A 21,691-nucleotide genomic window follows, 5' to 3' on the forward strand; every position below is an offset into this window, starting at 1 on the left:
ATGTGCATCTCGGTTCGGGTATCGGTTCTGGCCGCCGCGATCCTGTGGGTCGCGCCTGCGGCCTTTGCGCAGGACCGCCCGCACCCCGCTTCGCCCGCTCCCGTACCGTTCTCCCCGGCGCCGATCCCGTCGCACGTCCCGGCCCCGACATCCGTGATGTGGATCGGCGCCCACCCCGACGACGAAGCGATCGCGGCGCCGCTCCTCGCGCGCTGGTGCCGCGACGGCCGGGCGCGCTGCTCCTTCCTGGTCGCGACACGCGGCGAGAGGGGCCCGTGCCCTCCTCCGGCGGGCTGCCCGCCCGACCTCGCGACTGTCCGGAGCGCAGAGGCGGCGGCATCGGCGGAGCTCTTCGGCGCGGATCTGATCCTCCTGTCGCTGCCGGACGGCGGCGGCGGCGAGTCCCCTTCGTGGGCGCCCCGCACGCCGCAGGGGGACGACCTCGCCGCGACGCTCGCCGCGTTCATCCGCGCGGAGGCGCCCGAGATCGTCCTCACGTTCGACCCGCGCCACGGGACGACCTGTCACCCGGACCACCGCGCCATCGGAGATCTCACGCTGGAGGCTGTGTCGCTCCTGAGCGCGCCGCCCGCCGTCTACCTCCTCGAGACCCGCCTGGAGATCGACACGGAGGCGGTCGCGTTTCACTTCGCGCCTGCGGCGCCGGGAACGATCCGTTTCGACGCGAACGCGCCGCTCGCGGCGACGGCCGGCCCCGCCTGGAGCGCGATCGAATCCGACATGGAGCGCCACCCGAGCCAGTTCGACGCCGCGTGGCGGGCGGCCGTCGCGCACGTTCCCGAGAGCGACCGCGCCGTCTTCCTCGCGCCGGCGGCGACGATCCTCCGGCACCCCGTGTCGGGCTGCCCGTAGCGCCGCGGGGCCGGCCGCCCGCGTATACTCCGCGGCCGCATGGAAAAAACATTCGCCATCATCAAGCCTGACGCCGTCGAGTCGAAGAACGCCGGGAAGATCCTCTCGCGCATCGAAGCGGAGGGCTTCCGGGTCGTCGCCTTCAAACGCCACAACATCACGAAGGCCGAAGCCGAGTCGTTCTACGGAGAGCACGCGGCCAAGGGCGCTTCTCCGCTCCTCGTCGCCTACATGACGTCGGGCCCGTCTACGTCGCCGTCCTCGAGCGCGACAATGGCGTCGCCCACTGGCGCGCCACGATGGGCGCGACGGACCCGGGCAAGGCCGACGCCGGCACGATCCGCAAGGAGTTCGGGCAGTCGATCGAGCGCAACGCGGTGCACGGCTCGGCGAACCCCGCCGACGCGGCCCGCGAAGTGACGTTCTTCTTCCCCGCCATCGATCTGCTCTGAAACACGACGCGTTGTAACGCGCGTCACACTTCTGATTCTTCGGGGCCGCCGCTGGCGGCCCCTTTGCTTTTCACATCGCAGAAAGGCGCCGACACTCCCCCGACACTCCCCATTGGACAGCCTCCATCCGGCGCCCGAAACCATGCTGATACAGAGACTTCCGCTTCTCAGATGCTCCTCGCGCCCGCCTTGATGCTGGGCGCCGGGGTGTCGGCGCAGGTCTCCACGCCGGCAAAAACGACCAGTTCGGTCTCCGTCGGCTACGTAATGGTGCCTTTTGTCCTCACGGACCTGAAGGGAAAGCCGGTCGCGGACGCCTGCAAAGGAAAAGGATGTCGCAGCTCCTCGTGGAGCAGACAGCCCGTCCAGGACGGACCTCTTCTCGAGGAGCGACGACGCGCCCGTCCGTTCACGATCCTTCTCGACAGTTCGGGCTCCATGGGACCGTCGGCAAGATGGGCGGCGCCCGCGCCGCGGTGAGCGCGCGCCCGTCGAGCAGGCTGCCGGGCGACGACCTCGCTCTACGCCTTCTCTTCGGGGGCCGTCCGCGAAATCGTGCCCCTTCACCGGATACCGCGAGGGCTCCTCGCGGCCGTCGACGCCCGTGACGCCCCATGGGCGCACCGCGTTCTACGCCGACGCGCTCGCCCGGATGCCCGACCGCACGCTGCTCCGGGCGGGAACGGGTCGCGCGCGATCATCCTTCTCACCGACGGGACCGACTTCACGCCTCCGAGCTCACGCGAGACGACCGCGCGACGCTCCTCGAGGGCGTCGACGTGCCTGGCTTATCCGATCGGCCTGCGCTCTCCCGGCGCGCCGCCTCGTCCCGCAGCCCGAGCGTGACGCCCGGAAGGGACGCCAACCTCTCGACATCCTTGCGCACGTCGCGCGCCCAACTCCAGGGCTCTCGATCGTCGACGAACCCACGCAGCGGCCGGCCACGATCGCACGCGTCGAAGGACCTGCGCACGCAGTACCTCGTGGGGTTCACGCCCACGGGCGCGGGGCCGGTCCGCTACCGACGCACTCATTACGACTTTCAGGCCCGCAAGACCCGTCCGCGTGAGGGTCGGCTGACGGCACGCTGCGCGCCCACTGAAGGGCGGCTGAACAATGGAACAAGGAGGACTCATGAAGGTTCACGTCACTCTCTCTCCGCGGCCGCGCCGTCGGCCCCTGTCGCTCGTCGGTTGCGCGACGACGACCGACATCGACAAGAAGATCGCCGAGTCGCAGACCAAGACCGAGCAAAGAGGATCGAGTCGGTCGAGACGCAGGTCGAGCAGCTCCAGGAGGGCCAGAAGGCCACCTCGGGCAAGGTCGACGAGCAGGGCAAGCAGATCGAGCAGCTCGGCCAGTCGGCCAGGACGCGCTCGCCCGCGCCCAGGAAGCCCGTGTCCTCGCGAAGGCAAGATCGTCTTTAGCAGTCGTTCGCCGGACCGCGTCCGCTTGAAGGTCACTCCTTCGAGCTGACGAAGGAAGCGAAATCCGCGCTCGACGAGTTCGCGCAGAAGGTCCTCCTGCTCGACAAGGGGCGTGTACCTCGAGATCCAGGGGCCACGGACGACACGGGCGGCACGGACTACAACGACCAGCTCGGCCAGCACGCGCCTAGCCGTCCGCCGTTACCTCGCCCGGGCGCACAAGTCCGCTGGGCCGCATGTCGACGATCTCCCACGGCGCACGCTCCCCGTCGAGACGAACAAGACCGCGCTCGGCCGCTCCAAGAACCGCCGCGTCGTGATCGTCGTCCTCGAGTAGAGAAACCAGGGAAAGAAGGACCGGAAGATTCTGCAGCGGGCCCTCCTTACGGGGGGGCCCGCTGATTCTTAGAAGGGTGTATTCTTTTCTAAAAATCTTCTCTGCTCTTTCCTCTTGCTTCTTCTTTCTTGGCCACTCTTCCTCAAATCATCGAGCAGCTTGAGGAAGTCGCCCGAGGGGTCGCGCGTCCAGCGAGACCGCCTTGCCTTCCTCGGTCTTCCACCCGAGGTGCCCGGCGTGGAGCGCCTCACGCGGGAACGGGACGGGGAACGGCGGCCTTGCGGTCGCGGTACGGAGTCGCCCACGAGGACGTACCCTGCGTTCGCGAAGTGGATGCGGATCTGGTGCGTGCGGCCGGTCTTCAGGCGTGCCTCGACGAGCGTCGCGGATCCCGAAGCGCTCGAGCACTGTCCACTCCGTGATCGCCTTCAGGCCGTCTCGCCGGCCTTCGACGCCGCGGCGCCGCTCGCCCGGCTCGGCCACGAGGTCCTTGTCGAAGGTGCCGGCGTCCCCCGTGAGGTCGCCCTCGACGACCGCGCGGTAGGCTGCCGGTCCATCGTGTGCGCGCGAGCTGCGCCTGCATTCCGATCAGGCCGCGGCGGCTGCGCGCGAAGACGAGGATGCCGGACGTCTCCTTGTCGAGACGGTGAACGATGGACACGTACGTCCGCGCGCCACCCCGTGCCGCTGGACGTACGTCGAGACGCGCGCGCAGAGCGTGTCCTTCTCCTTCGCCTCGGTCGGGTGCGGAGGAGGCCGGACGGCCAGACCGCGATCGCGTCGTCGTCCTCGTAGAGCACCTTGAGGGCGGTCGCGACACGGCGTTCGATGCGGCGGTCGCGGTCCCACTTCAGGTCGGCGCCCGCGTGCACGAGCGCGCCGGGGTCGTTCACGACGGCGCCGTCCACCATGACCTGGCCTTCGATGACGGCGCGCTTCAGCCGGGCGCGAAAACTCGGGGTAGCGGGCCCGGAGCGCCAGGACGATGCGGGAGTCCACGCCCCATCCTCGCACGCCGCGCCGGGTAGACTCGCGCCATGGCCGAAAGAACCGTCTTCGCGCGCCGCCGGGCGTTTCTTCGACTCGATGGGAGGGCGTCGCTCCTCTTCGCGGCCCCCGAGGCCGCATTCGGGCACGACGTTCACTACCGCTACCGCCCCGATCCCGACTTCTTCTACCTGACGGGCTTTCGCCGAGCCGGGCGCGACCGCGGTCCTCGACGCGGACGCGAGGACGTTCACGCTTTTCGTCCTGCCCCGGGACCGCGGCGCGAGACGTGGGAAGGCCGCCGGGCCGGTCGAGGGGGCCGTCAAGACGTTCGGGGCCGACGCGGCGCATCCCGCCCGCGAGCGCGACAAGCGTCTCCCGACCTCGTGCGCAAGTCGCGCGTCCTCCACCACGCCCTCGGTCTCTCGGACGCGAGCGACCGCCTCGTGGCCGGCCTCCCTCGCGCTTCCGGCGCGGGGCCCGTCACCCGGCAGCGCGCTCCCGTGACGGCCCCGACCCGACGGACCTCCTTCACGCGATGCGCCTCGTGAAGTCGCCAGAGGAGATCGCCCTCCTCGAGCGGGCGGCCGCCATCGCCGAGTCCGCGCACCGCGACGCGCAGCGCACCGCGCGGCCCGGGCCGGTACGAGTACGAGTCGAGGCCGCCGTCGACCGGCGCTTCCGGTCGATGGGCGCGACCGGACCGGCGTATCCGACGATCGTCGCATCCGGCGAGAACGCGACGATCCTTCACTACGTAGAGAACTCCCGCCGCATCGCCGCGGGGGACCTCGTCCTCTTGGACGCGGGCTGCGAATACCGCGGCTATGCCTCCGACGTGACGCGGACGTTTCCGGCCTCGGGCGCTTCACGCGCCCCAGGCGCGGGCTCTGCGGGCGGTCCTCGCGGCCCAGCGCGCCGCGATCGCGGCCGTCAGGCCCCGGCGCACCGTGGACGCGCCGCACGAGGCGGCGCGGGCCGACCTACTCGACGCGCTGCTCGACCTCGGCCTCCTGAAGGGCCGGCGCGAGGCGCTGAAGAAGAAGAACGCCTCCCAGCGCTTCGCGCTCCACCACACGTCGCACTGGCTCGGCCTCGACGTGCACGACCGCGGGGCGCTACCGCGACGAGCGCGGCCGGCCGCGGCCGCTCGAGCCGGGCATGGTTCTGACGATCGAGCCGGGCCTGTACGTACGGCCCGACGAGGCGCGCGTCCCGAAGGAGTACCTCGGGCTCGGCATCCGCATCGAGGACGACGTCCTCGTGACGGAATCCGGGGCGCGTATCCTGACGGAGGACGCCCCGAAAGCCTCCTGACCGTGCTTCGCTTCCTGCCGTTCGTCCTGAAGAACCTGCTGCGCAAGAAGACGCGGACGATCCTGACCGTCGGCTCGATCTCTGCCCCCGTCTTCCTCGTCGCGTTCATGGCGACGTTTCTCCGGACGCTGAACCGCCCGACCCGGCTCGCGAGCGCGGCCTCTACCGGCCTCGTCACGCGGCACAAGGGTCGGCCTTACGACGTCGCTGCCCCAGGCCGTCATGAACCGGATCGCGCCGCTCGAGGCGTCCGCGCGATCACGCCGATCGACCGCTTCGCCGGGCTCCACCGGGACGCGAGCGCCGGGAACGTCTTTCCGCGTTTCGCCGTGGACCCCGAGAAGTTTCCCCAGGTCTTCGACGACGCGAAGATCGTCCAGGCTCGGCCGAGGAGTGGAGGAAGGGACTCGCGCGGGCGGCCTGCGTGGGCGTCACGCCCGTGAAGAAGTACGGCTGGAAGGTTCGGCGACGCCGTGACGATCAAGGGACTCTGCACCGTGGACCTGACGTTCACGGTCCAGGGCGTCTACAGCCTGCCCTACGAGAACTCCGCCAGCATCTTCTTCCACCGCGCGTACCGCGGGGAGGCGTGGCCGCCGTTCCGCGGCACCGTCTCGACGATCTGGACGCGCTGCGCCGACGCCCGCCTGCGCCGGGCGCCTGCCCGAAGCAGATGGAGGAGGAAGAGAGCCGACTTCTACGAGAACTCGCCGAACCCGACGAAGACGGAGAGCGAGAACGCGTTCACGCTCGGCTTCGTCTCGCTGCCTGGGAACGTCCAGCTGCCCCTGACCGCGATGGGCGTCATCATCATCGGCGTCGTCGTCGTGATCGCGGCGAACACGATCGCCCTCAACTTGCGCGAGCGCGTCGTCGAGGTCGCCGTGCTGCGGACGCTCGGCTTCTCGCCCGAGGATCGTGGGCCTCGTCGCGAGCGAGAGCCTCGTGCTCGCCGGAGTGGGGTGGACTCCTCGGGTTCCTGGCCTTCGTCGCGGCGTTCTCGCGCCTCAAGGGGCGCGCTCATGGAGACGCGGATGGCGCCGTTCGCGGCGGGGATGGATCTTCCCCGAGGTCGTCGCGCTCGCGGCGGGCGTCGCGCTGGCCGTCGGCGTCCTCTCGGCGATCGTCCCGGCCGTGCTGGCCGCGCGGCGGCCGATCGTGGACGGCCTGCGCGCGTCGTGAGCCGGACCGGCTAGAGCCAGCGGCGCGTGCGCGCCTTGAATGCCCGGTACTCGTCCCCGAACCTCCGCTCGAGATAGGCCTCCTCGCGGCCGATCACGAGGCGGCGCAGCGCGAGCCAGACGAGCGGGAGCGCAACGAGGACCCACGGCGTGTTCGCGACGAGCGCGATCCCCACGAACCCGACAGACAACCGGACGTACAACGGGTTGCCGGAGAACTCGGTAGGGCCCCCACGTGACGAGGCGCTCACGGGATGGTTCGGGTGCGGCGTCGTCTTCGCCCGGACGAACGTGAAGAACGCCCCCCCGAACGCGAGCCCGGCGAGGAGATGGCGGCCGGCGAAACCACGCCTCTCGCCCTCGAGCCGCGGCGGGAAGAGCGGCACGGCGCGAGCCACCTGAGCTAGGAGGCCGGCGGTGAGTCCGACCCCGAAGAGCACGGCGGAATCACCCGGGACGTTCGCGCGTGGTCATTGCCGGAGACGGGCCCGTCTATTCCGCGATGCCGAACCGCGTCAGCAGGAACGCCCCCGTCGAGCGCGATCTCGTGAGGGAAGTCGTAGCGCCCGGACGCGCCGCCGTGCCCGGCCGCCATGTTCGTCTGGAGAAGGGAGCGGTTTCGCGTCCGTCTTGAGCGTGCGCGCAACCGCGCGACGTACTTCGCGGGCTCGTGGTGGAAGACCTGGCCGTCGTTGAACGACGTCTTGACGAGCATCGCCGGATACGCGCCCTTCTTCAGGTTCGTGTACGGGCAGTACCGCTTTGATGTACTCGTACTCGTCCTTCGTCGCCGGGTTTCCCCACTCCTCGTACTCGCTCGCCGACCGTGAGCGGCAGCGAGGCGTCGCTCATCGTGTTCAGGACGTCCACGAACGGGCACGCGCAGACGGCGCTGTCGGCGATTCTCTCCGCAACGAGAGTCTCGCCCGACGCGATGAAGTCCGTGAACGTGTTCATCTTGTTCTTCATCCGCCCGGCGTCGTGCCAGGTCTTCCCCATCTCGCCGCCGCCGCGGATGTGCGCGACGACGTACGCGAACCCGCGGTCGAGGAGCGGGAGCCGGTCGGACCGGAACGAGACGCCGATCGAGATGCCGTAGGAGCCGTAGCCGTAGAGGAGCGTCGGGAACGGCCCGTCCTTGAGCGTCTTCGTCCTGCCGTCGGCCGTCTTCGAGCGCCAGACGATCGAGAGCGGGATCTTCGTCCCGTCCGCCGCCGTCGCCCAGAGGCGCGCCGAGGAGTACTGCGTCCGGTCGTAGCCCGGGACCTCCCACTCCTTGAGGAGCGTCGCCTTCCGCGCGTCCATGTCGTAGTCGAAGACGGACTGCGGCGTCACGAACGACTGATAGCCGTAGCGGAAGATCTTCGTGTCCCAGACGCGATTCGTGTCGGGAGATGCGACGTAGACGGGCTCGGGGAACGCGACGGTGTGGGAGTCGCCCCTCGTGAAGCTCCGAACCGTGAACCGCTGCAGGCCGTTCGTGCGCTCCTCGAGGACGAGGTGGTCCTTGAAGAGGTCGATCCCGGTCAGCATGACGTCGGGGCGGTGCGGGACGATCTCCTTCCAGCTCGCGCGGCCCGGCGCGGCGACGGGAGCCGTCACGAGCCGGAAGTTGCGGCCGCCGGAGTTCGTCCGGATGTAGAAGAGGTCGCCGCGGTGGTCGACGTCGTACTCGTGGTCCTGCTCGCGCGCGGCGACGAGCGCCCATTCGCCCTCGGGCGCGTCGGCCTTCAGGACACGGGCCTCGGACGTCGTGTGGCTGGAGATCTCCACGACGAGCCACGCGCCGCTGCGTGTGCGGCCGACGTGGACGCCGAACCGCTCGTCCTTCTCCTCCAGGAGGAGCACGTCGGCGGACGCGGGGGTTCCCACCTTGTGCCGATAGAGACGGTGCGAACGCTTCGTCGTCTCGTCCTCGACGGAGTAGAAGAGCGTCTTCCCGTCCGCCGCCCAGGCGACGCTCGTGACGCGCAGCATCCGCTCGGGGAGGAGCGCGCCGGTCTTTAGGTCCTTGATCGCGAGCGTGTACTGGCGGAACCCCGTGTCGTCGGTCGAGTACGCGAGGAGGCTCCCGTCGTCCGACGGGCGCAGGGCGCCGAGCGACATGAACTTCTTCCCCTCGGCGAGCGCGTTCAGGTCTAGGAGGACCTGCTCGGCGCCGTCCCCCGCGCTCTTCCGGCAGTGAATCCGGTACTGTTTCCCCTTCTCCGTGCGGTAGTAGTAGAGGAACGCGCCGTCGCGATAGGGAACGGAGAGGTCGGTCTCCTTCACGTGAGAGAGCATCTCGTCGTAGAGCGCCTTCTGGAGCGGCTCGGTCGGCTTGAGGACCGCGTCGGTGTAGGCGTTCTCGGCCTCGAGGTACGCCGCGACTTCCGGGTTCGGCTTGTCGCGCAGCCAGAAGTACGGGTCGGGCCGCGGGTCGCCGTGCAGGAGGTGGACCTTCTCCACCTTCTTGGCCACTGGTGGAGTGGGCGGAACCGGGGCCGTCTGGGCGGGGGCGTTGGTGGTGGCGATCGTCATGGCGGCGAGGACGAGGCGCAGGGACGCAGCTCGCACGGGGGCCTCCTGTCCAAAGTAAGGCGAGGTTACCTCAGGAGCGAATCTGGATCAGGCTCCCGGCAGGCCCTTGATCTGCATCTCCATCGCCGCGAGCCCCTCGAGGACGCGCATCGTCTGCGAGCAGCGGTCGCATTCCCCCGGCGACTGCGGGCACGGCTTCTCGGGGCAGAACGGTTCCTTGGCGGCCATGAGGAGTCCCTCGACGACGGTCTTGACGCGCGCGCGAACGGGAGACGTGGAGGATTCGCGGAGCAGGCGGATCAGCTCCATCTCGGCGGGGCTGAGCATCGCGACGACGGGCTGGTTTCCCTGGCTCACGGGCGTCCTCCTGAGACGAGATCTTAGCCGCGGGGCCGGAGGGGGGAACGAAGCAGATGAATCAGGAAGCGGCGCTGCCTACAGGTCGCCGACGGCGCTGATCAGGCGCGTCCACAGCTCGCCGCCGCCGAGGCCGTTCGTCATCATCACGATTCCCGTGCCGCGTTCCGGCGAGAACTGGCAATAGGAACGGAAGCCGGTCCGGTTCGCGCCGCCGTGATAGACGACGTCGCCCGAGGCCGTCGTGTTGAGGCCCCAGCCAAGGCCCCAGAAGACCTCGCGGCCCCGCGCCCGGCCCGGGCGCTCGATCGGGTCGCGCGCGTCGGCGCGAACCTGGTGCTTCAGCATCGCCGCGACGGACGCGCCGGAGAGCCCGTGCGGCGCGGCGCGCTCGGGAGCGAGGAGCGCCGCGAGGAAGCGCGCGTAGTCCGCCGCCGTCGTGACGAGCGAGTACGCCGCGTTCGCGTGGCGGTACCGCGCGCGCTCGAGGCGGGTCCCGTCCGCCTTGTGGCCCGTCGCGAGGCTCGCGTCGAGGGCCGGCGTCCAGACGTACGAGGTGCGCTCCATCCCGAGAGGGATCAAGAGCGTGCGCCGCGCGTATTCCTCGATCGGCTCCCCGGTCAGCTTCTCGACGAATTTCTGGAGCGCGAAGATCGCCTCGCCGGAATAGCCGAACCGCGCGCCGGGCTGCGCGATCACCGGCAGCGGCCCATCCCTCTCCTCGCCCCCCTTGCGCCAGTTCGGGAGGCCGGAGGTGTGCGAGAGAACCATCCGCGGCGTGATCCGGAGGCGCTCGGGTTGCACGGGGAGCGTTCCGACGTCCGGGATCGGAGCATCGAGGTCGAGCCGGCCCTGCTCGACGAGCTTCAGGACGGACGCCGCGAAGACGGGCTTCGTCATCGAGGCGGCCTCGAAGAGCGTCGCGTCCGTGACCGGCGCCTTCGTCCCGGCGTCCGCGACGCCCCATACCCTTGTCCATGAGACCTTTCGGTCCCGGACGAGGGCGATCGACACGCCCGGCACGTGCAGCTCGCGCATCAGGAGCGGCGTGAGCCTCTCGATCGTCGCGAGCGTCGCGTCCCAGGAAGGGGCGCGGAGCCAGCCCGCCGGGTCGAGCCGTTCGAGCGCAAGCGCGGCGCCGCGCCGCACGTCCTCGTCGGCGTCGTGAAGGGACTCTCGGAGCGAGGCGAGGACGGGCTCCGACGCCAGGCCGGCGGCGCCGAGCGCGTTCGCGGCGCACCAGCGAACGTACGCGTCCGGATCCGAGAGCGCGCGCACGAGAGCGGGCGCCGCGGGTCGCGCCAGGGCGCCGAGCTTTCCGAGGGCGATCGCGGCCCCTGCTCGGACGGCCTCGGCTTTCGAGTCGAGCGCCTTCGCGAGCGCCGGGACGCTTTCGCTCCCGATGCGGGCGAGCGAATCGGCGGCAGCGCCCGCGACGAACGAGCGCGGCCGCGGCTCGCTCGCGCACCGCCGGGTCAGCGTCGGAGAGCGCCGCCACGATCCTCGTCGACGGAGCGTCGGCCGCGCGGACGGCGGGGAACGCGAGGACGCAGAGGGTCAGGAGAAGGGCGCAGGGTCCGGTCGCGCGTGTCATGCATCCTCCTCTGGGAGATCGACGGCGAAGAGGATCGGCAGCCCGCCCGTGTGGAGGAAGACGACGGGGCTGCCGGGGTCGAGGGCGCCCGAGCGCGCCAGCGCGAAGAGGCCCGCCATCGACTTGCCCGTGTAGACCGGGTCGAGGAGGAGCCCCTCGAGCCGAGCCGAGACGCGGATTGCCTCCGCGCCTGAAGCCGTCACGACGCCGTAACGCTCGTGGAACCCGTCGTGACACTCGAGCGCGCCGGGCGGCGGCGAGGCAAGCCCGAGAATCGCCGCGCTCTCGGCCACGAGCTCCGCCGTCCGGTCGGCGATCTGCCGGGCCGTGCGCGAGACGCTGATCCCGACGACGCGCGCGTCGGGGGCGAAGAGACGGGCGCCGAGGAGGAGGCCCGCGAACGTGCCGCACGACCCGACAGCGGTGACGACCTGGATTGGGCCGGGGCCGGTTTGGGCGGCGAGCTCTCGCATCGCGCGGACGTAGCCGAGGGCGCCCAGACCCGAGCTGCCGCCGATCGGCAGCGCGAACGGGCGCCTCCCGTCCCGGCGCAGCTCCGCCACCCACGCGTCCATGGCCGCCGCGAGCGAGTCGTTGTCGTCGTCGTCGAGGAGGTAGCGGACCTCGGCCCCGTAGAGGGCGTCGAGGAGCATGTTTCCGCTCGGGCGCGTCACCGCCGGCCCGCCGAGCACGAGCTTCACGTCGAGGCCGAGGCGCCGCGCGGCCGCCGCCGTCATGGCCGCGTGGTTCGACTGCGCGCCGCCGACCGTGACGACGACGTCGTAGTTCCCGGCGAGGATCGGCGCGAAGTCGTACTCGAGCTTCCTCGCCTTGTTGCCCCCCATCGCGAGGCCCGTGCCGTCGTCCCGCTTCACGAAGAGCTTCCCGAGGCCCAGGCGCTTCGCGAGCCGGGGCATTTCCTCGAGGGGAGTGGGCAGGCTCGCGAGCCGGACCCGCGGGACCGCGTCGAGGGCGTCGTCTGCGGGCGTCACGTCCGGCTATTTTGCGCGCACGAGCGCCGCGAGGGCGCGCGAGGCTCGGTCGATCTTTCGGAAGACCGGGATGCCGCCGCGCTGGAGGACCATGACGAAGTCGTCGTAGAGGCGGCCGGAATCGACGTTCACGACGACCGGCTTCTGCGTCGCGCGGAAGAGGCGCAGGAGCTCCTGCGCGAGCGAGCCCTTCGAGAAGAGGTTCTCCGAGTGCCCGCCGAACGGGTCGGGCGCGAGGATGTCGAGCGCGGGCGTGACCGGGATCGGCGAGACGAGGAGCATGTCGACCTCGGGGTCGTCCAGCATCGCCGCCGCCGCCTCCACGAACGCGGGCGTGTCGGCCATGGGCGTCGCGTCGACGGGATTCGCCGCGTGCGCGATCCCGGGCAGGCAGGCTTTCAGGCGCGCGAGCGTCGCGGACGTCAGCGCCGACGGCACGAGGCCGTAGAGCTTGTCGAGGACGGCCGAACACTCGAAGCCCGCGTTCGAGAGGACCGCGAGGCCGCGGCCGCGGGCGGGCCGGTCGCCGAGCATCGTGTGGACCTTCGTGAGGTCCTCGAACATGTCGAGCGTCTGGGCGACCTGGACGCCCGCGCCCTCGAGGAGGGACTTCGCCACCGCGTAGTCGCCCGCGAGCGAGGCCGTGTGGCTCTTCGCGGCCTCGGCGCCGAGCGCGGTCTGCCCCGCCTTGAAGACGACGACGTGCCGGCCCTCCGCCGTGACGCGCCGCGCGGCCTTCACGAAGCGCTCGCCGTCGCCGGGCGCGAAGCCCTCGATGTAGAAGACGAGGAGGCGCACGGTCGGGTCGTCCGCGAAGAACGTCAGGAAGTCCGCCGCCGTGAGGTCCATCTGGTTGCCGTAGGAGATGGACGCGCGTGGAAAGACGATGCCGTCGAGGTTGCTCGTGAGGGACACGAGGTACGCGCCGCTCTGCGACACGGCGACGAGCGAGTCGCCCGGCGCGTCGTGGAACGGCAGCTTGTACTGCGGCAGGAAGAACGTGTTGTACTGGCCCTTCGACACGATCCCGAGGCAGTTGCCGCCCACGAGGACCGGCCCGCCGTCGGGGCGGGCGTGCCCGTCCGCGAGCGCCTTGCGGAGCGCGGCCTCGAGGTCGCCGCGGCCGGCCTCGCCGAACCCGCCGGGGATCAGGATGATCGACTCGGCCTTCCCGTCCGCGAGGGCGGCGACGACCGCGGGCGCAGCGGGCGCGGGCACGGAGACGACCGCGAGATCCACCTTCTCCGGCAGGTCCGCCACGGACGCGACGCACGGGACGCCGTCGATCGATTTCTCCTTCGGGTGGACGGCCCAGAGCTTCCCGTACGCGACGCCCTCGGACTGCTTGAGGTTCTTCAGGATGATGCGGCCGGGGTTCGGGCCGGACGCGGACGCGCCGATGACGACCGCGCTCTTCGGGGCAAGGAGAGAAGAAATCTTTGCGAGGGGGCGCGACGCGCGTTCCGCGCGTCGCGCGGAGAAACGCGCCTTGCCATCGGCGGCGACCCAGCGGCCATCCGCGCAGAGCAGGATTGGATTGACTTCGAGTTCTTCGAGAGTCGGATTGCCGAGAGAATTAGAGGGGGAGAAAGACAAGAGAAGATTCTTTGAAAGTGATTCGAAGAGAGCCGCCACGGCGTTTAACGCGAGCGGCGCCTTCGCGTGCCCCCTGTTACCTTCAAAGAAAATCTTCAGCGCCGGAGACTTGACGATTGCGGCCTGGAGGCCCTGCTTCACTTCCCCCGGTCTGAGGATCACGGTCGTGTGGCCCGGTGCGAGACTCCCGTACCACTCGGTGAGCAGCCCTCCCAGCCCAAACACCAGCACCGGCCCGAACGCGGGGTCGTTCTTGTAGGAGAGGAGGGCCTCGGCCGCCGGCGTGCCGGAGGCGGGGACGAGCTTCTCGACGAGGAGGATGCCGCTGCGCGAAGCGCCCGGGGCGCGGCGCCCCACCTCATCCCACATCTTTTTCGCCGCGGCAGCTACGGAAGAAGGAGATCTCTTAGAAAGTGTAAGACCTCCGACGTCTGACTTGTGAGCGAGATCCGGCGAGGCGATTTTGAGGACGACCTCGCCCGCCGCGTCTCCCCCTAAACCTTCTAAGAAATCCTCAATTTGTCCTGGAGCCTGCTCCGCCCCAGGCCAGAAGACGTGCCGCGGGACGTCGAACCCCGCTTTTGCGAGCAGCGCGTAGACCTCGTGCTCGAGGAGCGCCCCCGGCGTCATGCGCCCGGGTATCCCCGCATCTGGAGCTGCATCGCCTCGAGGCCTTCCAGCATGCGGGTCACCTGGACGCACTGGTCGCAGTTCGCGTGGACGCTCGCGCAGGGCGCGCCGTCGGCCATGTGCTCGGGGCACTTCGGCTCGCGCGCCAGCTCGATGAGGCCCTCGACGAGGGCGTTCACGCGCGTTCTCAGGGCGGACTCGGGGACTTCGCGCAGCGCGTTCACGAGGCGCCACTCGGTGGAGGTGAGGCTGTGGGTCGTGTTGTTTTCCATCGTCCCCTCCGTCAGTTGCCGGGAGCCGTGACGGACTTTACTCCCCATGCGAACGCTTCCTCGTTGAGCGGAATGAGCGCGCACTTGTCCTTCAGGGCCTGCCGGAGCGCCGTCTTGAACGTTTCCTCCGGGAAGAGACCCGTCGCGGCGCAGAGCGCGCCGAGCGCGACGACGTTCTTGACCATCGCCTTGCCGAGGTCGACCGCGATCTCCGTGAGCGGGACGCCGACGAGCCGGACGCCCTCGGCAACCTTCGGGACGTCGTGGATGACCGAGCTGTCGTAGACGATCGTCCCGCCGGGCACGACGTCCGGCGCGAACTTCGCGAGGCTCGGCGCGTTGAAGGCGACGAGGATTCTCGGGTGCGGAGAGGCGGGAGACAGGACCTCGTCCTCGGCGACGTGGACGTCGGCGTACGACGTGCCGCCGCGCGACTCCGGGCCGTAGCTCGGGATGTGCGTCGCGTCGAAGCCTTCGGAGATCGCGGCCCGCGCGATGAGCATCGCGGCAGTCTGGGCGCCGTCGCCTCCAGAGCCCGCGAGCTTGAGTGCGACGTCCTTGCCGCCGAGGTGCTCGGGGAAGCCCTTCATGAAGCGCGGCGGCTTTTCCGCGGAGGCGCCGACGAGGCCCACGAGGCGCTCCGCGTCGAAGCTCGGCGCCGGGACCGCCCCGTGCGGCTCGACGACGACGTCCTTCTTCACGCCGAGCGGAAAGACGGGGAGCATGGACTCCTTGACCCAGTGCTCGGTCTCCTCGGGCGTCATCCCGAGGTGCGTCGGGCACTCCGCGAGGACCTCGACGAACGCGAAGCCGCGGTTCTCGACCTGCAGCTTCATCGCCTTCGTGATCGCCTTCTGCGCCTTGATGCGCTGCTTGGCGTCGTAGAGGGCCACGCGCTCGACGTACACGGGCCCGTCGAGGCCCGCGATCAGCTCGGCCATCTTCATCGGCAGGCCCATCGCGGCCGTCCGGCCGTACGGGCTCGTCGCGCTCTTCTGGCCCATGAGCGTCGTGGGCGCCATCTGGCCGCCGGTCATGCCGTAGATCGCGTTGTTGACGAAGATCACGGTGATCGGGATCCCGAGCTGCGCCGTCGAGACGATCTCCGCGAGGCCGATCGACGCGAGGTCGCCGTCGCCCTGGTAGCTCACGACGATGGAGTCCGGGTTCGCGAGCTTGTGGCCGATCGCGACCGCGGGGGCGCGCCCGTGGGCGGCCTGCGAGTTGCCGACGTCGAAGTAGTAGTAGAGGAAGACGGAGCATCCGACCGGCGAGATCGCGACCGTGCGGTCCTGGATGCCGAGCTCCTCGATCGCCTCGGCGAGGTACTTGTGGACGAGGCCGTGGCCGCAGCCCGGGCAGTAGTGCGTCGCGTGCGCCTTGAGGCCCAGGCCGCCGGAGTGCCGCTCGAAGTTCTCGTAGAAGACGCTCACGCGGTCACCTCCTCGCGGGAAAGGACCGCTTTGACGACCTCTCCGGTCTGCGGCAGGACGCCGCCCATGTGGCGGACGGACTCGATCTTCGGGACGGCGAGGCCGGCGTGCGAGAGGGCGAGCCGGAGCTCGTCCTCGAGCTGCCCGGCGGACGCCTCGACGACGACGATGCGCCGGGCCTTCGGGAGGAGCGGTTTCAGGGCGTCGATCGGGAACGGCCACACGGAGACGGGCCGGAAGAGGCCGGCCTTGACGCCCTGAAGGCGCAGCGCCTCGACGGCGCCCTTGGCCATGCGGGCCGGCGTCCCGATCGACACGACGAGGACTTCCGCGTCGTCGCAGAGAAAGAGGTCGGCGCGCTGCTCGGCGGCCTGCATGCGCGCGTACTTCTCGTTGAGGTGGACGTTGAAGTTCTCGAGATCCTTTTCGTCGAGGTAGATCGACGAGATCAGGTTCCCGCGGTGCGCCGCGTCGCCGAAGACCGCCCACTCGGGGAGGCCCGGCTTGACCATCGTCTCGGGGAGGACGACCTTGCCCGTCATCTGTCCGAGGTAGCCGTCCGCGAGGAGGATCACGGGGTTGCGGTACTTGAAGCTCAGCTCGAACGACAGGCGCGCGAGGTCGAGCATCTCCTGCGGCGTCGAGGCCGCGAGCGTGATCGCGTGCGTGTTGCCGTGGCCGAGGCCGCGGCAGGCGAGCTTCACGTCGGCCTGCTCGGGGGCGATGTTCCCGAGGCCCGGGCCGCCGCGCATCACGTTCACGAAGACGCCCGGAACCTCGGACCCGATCATGTAGGAGATGCCTTCGAGCATCAGCGAGAAGCCCGGCGAGGACGTGAACGTCATGCAGGGCAGGCCCGCGCCGCCGCAGCCGTACATCATGTTGACGGTCGCGACCTCGCTGACGGCCTGCAGGAAAACGCCGTCCAGCTTCGGCTGGAGCTTCGCCATCAGCTCGGCGCCTTCCGTCGAGGGCGTGATCGGATAGCCATAAACGTGGCGGCAGCCCGCGAGGAGCGCGCCGACCGCGGCCGCGTAGTTGCCCTTCAGCACGAGCGGCTCGGTCTTCGGGAGGGGGACGATCTCGGGCGGAATCGCAACCGGCTTCGGGCGCTGGCTGGCGCGCTCGCCGAAGAGCTTGGCCGGGTCCTGCAGCTCGAAGTCCTCGCTCGCCTTCGGCTTCGCCTCGGGCCTGAGCCCGTACGGCTCGGGGCAGGCGTCCATGCACAGGCCGCAGGCGTTGCAGTGGTCGAGGTTCAGCACGACGGGCACGAGGCCCGTCAGCGGGTTGATCTCGTGGCCTACTTCGATGCAGTTCTTGGCGCAGGCTTCGATGCAGCGCCCGCAGCCTTTGCAGAACTCGTCGAGCAGGAAGGGTTTCGGTCGTTCACGAACGGGGGCCGGACTGGCCATGGAGGACCCTCCGGCACGAAATTTGACGACCTCCGCAACTTTTCCGCCAGAGAGCAGATGAATCAGGGTCTCAAGTCATTCAGTAAGAAGAACCTGCGCCCCCACCGCCGAAGCTGCCGCCGCCCCCCGAGAAGCCCGGCGCGTCGGGGGCTTTCGCGGCCGGCGCGTGGGCCGCGAGGACGGGCACGAGCTCGGCCGCTCGGAAGGCCGTCTCGTCCGTGAAAAGGGGGTCCGCGGTGAAGCCCCGCCGCTCGCCTCCGGGGCCGCGGGCGAGCCACCGGTTCACCGCCAGCGCCGCCCCGATGAGGAGGGCGCCCGCCGCCGCGAGGACGACGCGAAGGTCGAGGGCGTGGACGTACGCGCGCAGCGTCACGAGCGAGAGCGCGGCGAGGACCAACCCTGCGTCGAGGAGGATCTTCCGGCGCCGCACGATGCCGCGCAGGAGCACCGCGAGCGGCACCAGCGCGGTCGCGAGGATGGCCGCCGCGCGCGCGCCGTCGCCCGGCCAGGTTTCCGGCAGAAAACGCGCCCGCCCTCCGAGCTGCTCGATCATCCGGTGGTCGAGCGACCAGACGTTCACGGCGGCATAGACGGCCGCGATCCCGCAGACGACGAGGCCCCAGGCGCAGGCCCGGTGCGAGGGCGCCCAGGCCGGCCGGTCCGTGAACCTCGCGGCGACGGCGCTCAGGACGACGCCGCCCGCGATCCAGAGCAACCGCCCGTGCGGCGCGCGCGCGAGGAGGACGAAGAGGGCGCCGGCGGCGAATCCCGCGAAAACGGGGTTGCCCCAGCGGAAGGCGCCCATGGCAAAGAGGAGCGCCACGCCGAGAAGGACGAAATTCGGGCCATCGGGTTCGGAGAGATGAAGATTTTCTTCGAGTAAGAGGAACAGGCCGGCGACGAGGAGCAGGAGTCCCCAGAAGCTCGCCGCCTCGACGCCGCCGCGGAGGGCCATTGCGGGCGAGCGCGCCTGCAGGTCGGCCACGAGGACGAATCCGGCCCCGAGGACGGCGCAGAGAACCCAGGCTGACGATCCGCTCGGCCGGACGGTGAGGGCGAAGAACGCGGCGAACGCCAGGAGGATGAAGCTGCCGAAGACGAACGTGAGGATCCGCCATAGCGGTGCGGGCAACGTGCGCGGCTCCGGGTACCGGCGGGAGATTTCTTCGAAGGTGCCCTCGCTCACGGCGCCCGCCCTCTTCCAGCCGCGGGCGGCGGCGCGGACTTCCTCGACGCGCTCGGAGGCGACCCATTCCCCTTTCATGGAATCCTCATGCGCCGGTGGGCGAGGAAGATCGTCACGAGTGCGGCGCCGCCGAGCAGTGCCATGAGAAGGAACCGTGCCTCGAAGCCTCCCCCTCCCAACCCCTCCGAGAACACCGCGCGCAGGAGGCCGAGGTATGCCGCGAGGACCGCCTGCGCGAACGGCAGCGTGCGCTTCCACCGATAAGACGCCGCCGCGACGGCGGCCGCGACGGCGAGGAGCGCGGCGAGCCACACCCCCCAGTCGAGCGGCGATCCGAAGACGCCCGACAGCAGGCCGCCGAAGACGAGGAGGGCGCCCGCGTTCACCCAGACGTCCTCGAAGTGCGCCTTCTTCCCCGCGCGAGCTGTGACGATTCCGACGGCCGCGAAGAGCGCGCCCGTCGCGAGCGCCTCCCAGCGGAGCCGCGCGACGTCTCCCGGGCCGAGCGACGCGTGTGCGACGCTGAGCGCGAGGCCGCGCCACGCCGCGAAGGACGCGAGAGCGAGCGAGAGGAGCATCCGCGAGTCGAACCGGTAGGCGAGGGCGCCGTAGAAGAGGGCGACGACGAGGAGGTGCAGCGGCCACGCCGGGCCGAGCAGGCGCGTCTGCGCCTCCACCCACGCGAGGTCGGCCGCCGCGAGGAGCGCGCCGAGGAGGAGGACGTAGTCGAACGCGGCGTGCGTCGAGGCCGCTTCCCCCCACGACGGCGGCGCGGCCTTCCGCCAGGCCCACGCGAGACACGCGCCCGCCGCGAGGCCCACGGCCCCGGCGATCGCCGACGGGCCGATGCGGTCGACGTTTTCCTTCAGAAAGAGCCCGACGCCCGACACCAGAAGCACGACGCCGAGGTAGAGCGCGGCGCGCAGCTCGGCGCGAACCGAAACCAACTCGCCCCGCGCCACCCGCCCGGGACGGTCGCCCTCCTCGTCCGTCAGGACGCCGGCGGCGTTGAGAGCCGAGACGGCTTCGGCGACCTCGGGGCTCGCGCTCATCGCGGGTCCAGCATACGGCGGAAACCGTTCGCCTGCGTTACAGTAGAGGGCGCATGGCATTGCGAATCGTCGTCGTGGGCGCCGGGGGGCAGCTCGGTCAGGCACTGGTGCGCGAGCTGCGAAAGACCGGCCACGAGGTCGCCGCCCTGACGCGCGCCGCGCTCGACGTCACCCAGCGCTTCGCCGTCCTCGACCGCGTCGCGAAGCTCCAGCCCGAGGTCATCGTGAACGCGACCGTCCTCGGGGTCGACGCCTCGGAGGACGACCCGAAACTGGCGCTCTCCGTGAACGCGTTCGCGGTGAGGAGCCTCGCGGACGTCGCCCGCTCCGCCGGTGCGGCGCTCGTCCAGTACTCGTCCGACTACGTCTTCGACGGCGCCGCCACGGCGCCCTATCGCGAAACCGACAAGCCCAACCCCGTGAACGTGTACGGCGCGACGAAGCTCCTCGGAGAGATCTACGCGCAGAACGCGCCGCGCGGGTACGTGATCCGCGTCGAGGGCCTCTTCGGAACGCCCGGCAGCAAGGGGACGATCGACAAGATGATCGCCGAGGCGAAGCAGGGCCGGACGATCACGGCGTTCTACGACCGCAAGGTCTCCCCCATCCACGTGGACGACGTCGCGGCCGCGACGCGGCGGCTCGTCGAGAAGAAGGCGGCCGCGGGGATCTACCACTGTGTGAACTCGGGGTTCGCGACGTGGCACGAGATCGCGCTCGAGATCGTGCGCCTCGCTGCGAGCCCGTCCAACGTGATCCCGGCGTCGCTGGAGCGCTCCGGGCTGCGCACGGCGCGCCCGCTCTTCTCGGCGCTGTCGAACGAGAAGCTTGCGAACGCCGGCATCGACCTCCCGCCCTGGCAGTCCGCGCTCGAGCGCGCGGTCCGCGAAGCGCCCACGCCGGCGAAGCCGACCTCGGGCGTCCGGCCGCGGGCCTGAAGCGTCAGCGCCCGGTCAGAACCACGAACGCCCAGTTCGCCGCGAGCGCGAGGCCGGCGGCGGCGCCGGCCCAGCGGGGCGGCGCGCCGTCCGGGACGCCCTGCCCGCGGAGCGCGAGGACGAGCGCGACGAGGCCGCCCCCGAAGAAAACCGCCACAGCGAGCGTGACGAGCGGGTTCCACGCGAGGGCCGCGAAGGCGTCGAGCCGCGCGAGCGCGAGGAGCGCGCGCGTCCCGCCGCACGTCGGGCAGGGGACGCCCGTGATCGCGCGGAACGCGCAGACGGGCGCGCCCGCCGCGAGATCGCGCGCGAACGGGGCGGCCGCGGCGCAGAAGAGCGCCGCGCCGCCCCAGAGAAACGCGAGCTGGCGTCCGGGGGTCACGCTACCGGTTGAACGCCGAGAAAAGAGCGGCCCCGGCAAAAATCATCCCGATCGCGGCGCAGCCGCAGCACAGGACGACCGGCAGGAGGATGCCCATCAACGCCTTGCCCTGGTTCGCCTTGTGGAGCTGCTGGACGCCCAGCATCATCAGGTAGATCCGCCAGACGAGCGCCACGAGCCCGCCGACGAACGGGATCACGTAGGCGATGTGCGCGATCGACGAGTACGACACGACGCGGAACGTGCCCTCGAACTGCGACTTCGAGCCTGCGAGCGCTCCCACGATCATGAACGAGACGTGGAAGATCGCGCTGCCGATGAAGAGCCCGATCACGATGAAGATCGGCGCGAGGATGATGTTCGCGATGAGGCCGCCGCCGCCCATTCCCATCGCCCCGAAGCGGCTGTACTGGGCCGGCAGCATCTTCATCAGCCCGGCCCCGAACATCGTGCTCCACACGGCGTTGAAGATGGCGCCCACCCAGGCGACGATCAGCGCGAAGAGCAGCGGGCGCGTGTAGTCGCCCGTCTCGCGCGTGCGCGCCCAGGCCTGCTCGGGCGCCGTGATGAAGAGCTTCGCGGTGTCCAGGAACGACTCGGGGCCGATCGCCTGCGTCTCCCAGGCGAGGCCGGAGCCGGCGGGCATGAACGGCGGCGGGCCCTGTGGCGGAGGTGGAGGCGGCGGCGGATATCCGGATCCGGGCGGCGGAACGCTCGACATGGAGTCCTCCTCTCGATTGGTCGTCTCGCATC

General features: G+C 70.4%; 23 protein-coding genes and 1 pseudogene. 8 read left to right on the plus strand and 16 right to left on the minus strand.

Going from position 1 to position 21,691, the window contains the following annotated elements; translation table 11 throughout:
• Window positions 1-873 carry a PIG-L family deacetylase gene (locus tag IPL89_04465; protein ID MBK9062433.1) on the plus strand — a complete coding sequence of 291 codons (873 nt, stop codon included), beginning with the start codon at window positions 1-3 and terminating at the stop codon, window positions 871-873.
• 39 nt (window positions 874-912) lie between these two features.
• A pseudogene (gene ndk, locus IPL89_04470) lies at window positions 913-1,325 on the plus strand (nucleoside-diphosphate kinase).
• A gap of 1,142 nt (window positions 1,326-2,467) precedes the next feature.
• On the opposite strand, the gene IPL89_04475 reads toward ndk, so the two are convergent.
• From IPL89_04475 to IPL89_04485, 3 genes are all read right to left on the minus strand, one after another.
• Complete coding sequence (locus IPL89_04475; protein MBK9062434.1) at window positions 2,468-2,935, minus strand: hypothetical protein; 468 nt, start codon at window positions 2,933-2,935, stop codon at window positions 2,468-2,470.
• 222 nt (window positions 2,936-3,157) lie between these two features.
• Window positions 3,158-3,454: a hypothetical protein gene (locus IPL89_04480; protein ID MBK9062435.1), complete on the minus strand. Its 297-nt coding sequence runs from the start codon at window positions 3,452-3,454 to the stop codon at window positions 3,158-3,160.
• Window positions 3,451-3,909, minus strand: a complete 459-nt coding sequence (locus tag IPL89_04485) for a hypothetical protein (GenBank protein ID MBK9062436.1) — start codon at window positions 3,907-3,909, stop codon at window positions 3,451-3,453. The genes IPL89_04480 and IPL89_04485 overlap by 4 nt, the downstream gene beginning before the upstream one ends.
• 217 nt (window positions 3,910-4,126) lie before the next feature.
• On the opposite strand from IPL89_04485, the gene IPL89_04490 reads away from it, so the two are divergent.
• From IPL89_04490 to IPL89_04510, 5 genes are read left to right on the plus strand one after another with little or no spacing between them, the layout of a single operon-like run.
• Window positions 4,127-4,627 carry an aminopeptidase P N-terminal domain-containing protein gene (locus IPL89_04490; protein MBK9062437.1) on the plus strand — a complete coding sequence of 167 codons (501 nt, stop codon included), beginning with the start codon at window positions 4,127-4,129 and terminating at the stop codon, window positions 4,625-4,627.
• A complete protein-coding gene (locus tag IPL89_04495; GenBank protein MBK9062438.1) occupies window positions 4,615-5,247 on the plus strand; it encodes a M24 family metallopeptidase in 633 nt (210 codons plus the stop codon). The genes IPL89_04490 and IPL89_04495 overlap by 13 nt, the downstream gene beginning before the upstream one ends.
• Window positions 5,238-5,393: a M24 family metallopeptidase gene (locus IPL89_04500; GenBank protein ID MBK9062439.1), complete on the plus strand. Its 156-nt coding sequence runs from the start codon at window positions 5,238-5,240 to the stop codon at window positions 5,391-5,393. The genes IPL89_04495 and IPL89_04500 overlap by 10 nt, the downstream gene beginning before the upstream one ends.
• Before the next feature lie 2 nt (window positions 5,394-5,395).
• Complete coding sequence (locus tag IPL89_04505; protein MBK9062440.1) at window positions 5,396-5,836, plus strand: hypothetical protein; 441 nt, start codon at window positions 5,396-5,398, stop codon at window positions 5,834-5,836.
• Window positions 5,837-5,866: 30 nt separating this feature from the next.
• Window positions 5,867-6,589: a hypothetical protein gene (locus IPL89_04510; protein ID MBK9062441.1), complete on the plus strand. Its 723-nt coding sequence runs from the start codon at window positions 5,867-5,869 to the stop codon at window positions 6,587-6,589.
• On the opposite strand, the gene IPL89_04515 is transcribed toward IPL89_04510, so the two are convergent.
• The 11 genes from IPL89_04515 to IPL89_04565 form a co-directional block, all read right to left on the minus strand.
• On the minus strand, window positions 6,586-6,972 hold the full coding sequence (locus tag IPL89_04515) for an isoprenylcysteine carboxylmethyltransferase family protein (GenBank protein ID MBK9062442.1): 387 nt from the start codon (window positions 6,970-6,972) through the stop codon (window positions 6,586-6,588). The genes IPL89_04510 and IPL89_04515 overlap by 4 nt on opposite strands.
• A gap of 5 nt (window positions 6,973-6,977) precedes the next feature.
• Entirely contained in the window at window positions 6,978-7,454 is a 477-nt protein-coding gene (locus IPL89_04520; protein ID MBK9062443.1) for a prolyl oligopeptidase family serine peptidase, read from the minus strand.
• A 1,727-nt stretch (window positions 7,455-9,181) separates the two neighbouring features.
• On the minus strand, window positions 9,182-9,451 hold the full coding sequence (locus IPL89_04525; GenBank protein ID MBK9062444.1) for a hypothetical protein: 270 nt from the start codon (window positions 9,449-9,451) through the stop codon (window positions 9,182-9,184).
• A 78-nt stretch (window positions 9,452-9,529) separates the two neighbouring features.
• Entirely contained in the window at window positions 9,530-10,729 is a 1,200-nt protein-coding gene (locus IPL89_04530; protein MBK9062445.1) for a beta-lactamase family protein, read from the minus strand.
• Window positions 10,730-11,041: 312 nt separating this feature from the next.
• On the minus strand, window positions 11,042-11,962 hold the full coding sequence (locus IPL89_04535) for a pyridoxal-phosphate dependent enzyme (GenBank protein MBK9062446.1): 921 nt from the start codon (window positions 11,960-11,962) through the stop codon (window positions 11,042-11,044).
• 81 nt (window positions 11,963-12,043) lie between these two features.
• Window positions 12,044-14,263: an acetate--CoA ligase family protein gene (locus tag IPL89_04540; GenBank protein MBK9062447.1), complete on the minus strand. Its 2,220-nt coding sequence runs from the start codon at window positions 14,261-14,263 to the stop codon at window positions 12,044-12,046.
• A complete protein-coding gene (locus IPL89_04545; GenBank protein MBK9062448.1) occupies window positions 14,260-14,535 on the minus strand; it encodes a hypothetical protein in 276 nt (91 codons plus the stop codon). Before IPL89_04545 ends, IPL89_04540 begins: the two co-directional genes overlap by 4 nt.
• Window positions 14,536-14,546: 11 nt before the next feature.
• Window positions 14,547-15,968 carry a 2-oxoacid:acceptor oxidoreductase family protein gene (locus IPL89_04550; GenBank protein ID MBK9062449.1) on the minus strand — a complete coding sequence of 474 codons (1,422 nt, stop codon included), beginning with the start codon at window positions 15,966-15,968 and terminating at the stop codon, window positions 14,547-14,549.
• Complete coding sequence (gene vorB / locus IPL89_04555) at window positions 15,965-17,380, minus strand: 3-methyl-2-oxobutanoate dehydrogenase subunit VorB (protein ID MBK9062450.1); 1,416 nt, start codon at window positions 17,378-17,380, stop codon at window positions 15,965-15,967. Before vorB ends, IPL89_04550 begins: the two co-directional genes overlap by 4 nt.
• Window positions 17,381-17,459: 79 nt before the next feature.
• On the minus strand, window positions 17,460-18,644 hold the full coding sequence (locus IPL89_04560) for a hypothetical protein (protein MBK9062451.1): 1,185 nt from the start codon (window positions 18,642-18,644) through the stop codon (window positions 17,460-17,462).
• Window positions 18,641-19,618 carry a DUF2157 domain-containing protein gene (locus IPL89_04565; GenBank protein MBK9062452.1) on the minus strand — a complete coding sequence of 326 codons (978 nt, stop codon included), beginning with the start codon at window positions 19,616-19,618 and terminating at the stop codon, window positions 18,641-18,643. Before IPL89_04565 ends, IPL89_04560 begins: the two co-directional genes overlap by 4 nt.
• Before the next feature lie 53 nt (window positions 19,619-19,671).
• On the opposite strand from IPL89_04565, the gene rfbD reads away from it, so the two are divergent.
• Window positions 19,672-20,556 carry a dTDP-4-dehydrorhamnose reductase gene (rfbD, locus tag IPL89_04570; protein ID MBK9062453.1) on the plus strand — a complete coding sequence of 295 codons (885 nt, stop codon included), beginning with the start codon at window positions 19,672-19,674 and terminating at the stop codon, window positions 20,554-20,556.
• Between the two features lie 4 nt (window positions 20,557-20,560).
• Here the strand turns inward: rfbD and IPL89_04575 are convergent, their stop codons facing one another.
• Together IPL89_04575 and IPL89_04580 are read right to left on the minus strand one after the other, a co-directional pair.
• Window positions 20,561-20,938 (minus strand): DUF2752 domain-containing protein, encoded by a 378-nt coding sequence (locus IPL89_04575; protein ID MBK9062454.1) that lies wholly within the window; start codon window positions 20,936-20,938, stop codon window positions 20,561-20,563.
• A gap of 1 nt (window position 20,939) precedes the next feature.
• The gene (locus IPL89_04580; protein ID MBK9062455.1) at window positions 20,940-21,659 is read right to left on the minus strand and encodes a YIP1 family protein; all 720 of its coding nucleotides are present in this window, start codon (window positions 21,657-21,659) and stop codon (window positions 20,940-20,942) included.
• Between the last annotated feature and the right edge of the window lie 32 nt (window positions 21,660-21,691).

The sequence above is a fragment of the Acidobacteriota bacterium genome (assembly GCA_016716715.1).
In the GTDB taxonomy this organism is placed as follows: Bacteria; Acidobacteriota; Thermoanaerobaculia; order UBA5066; family UBA5066; genus Fen-183.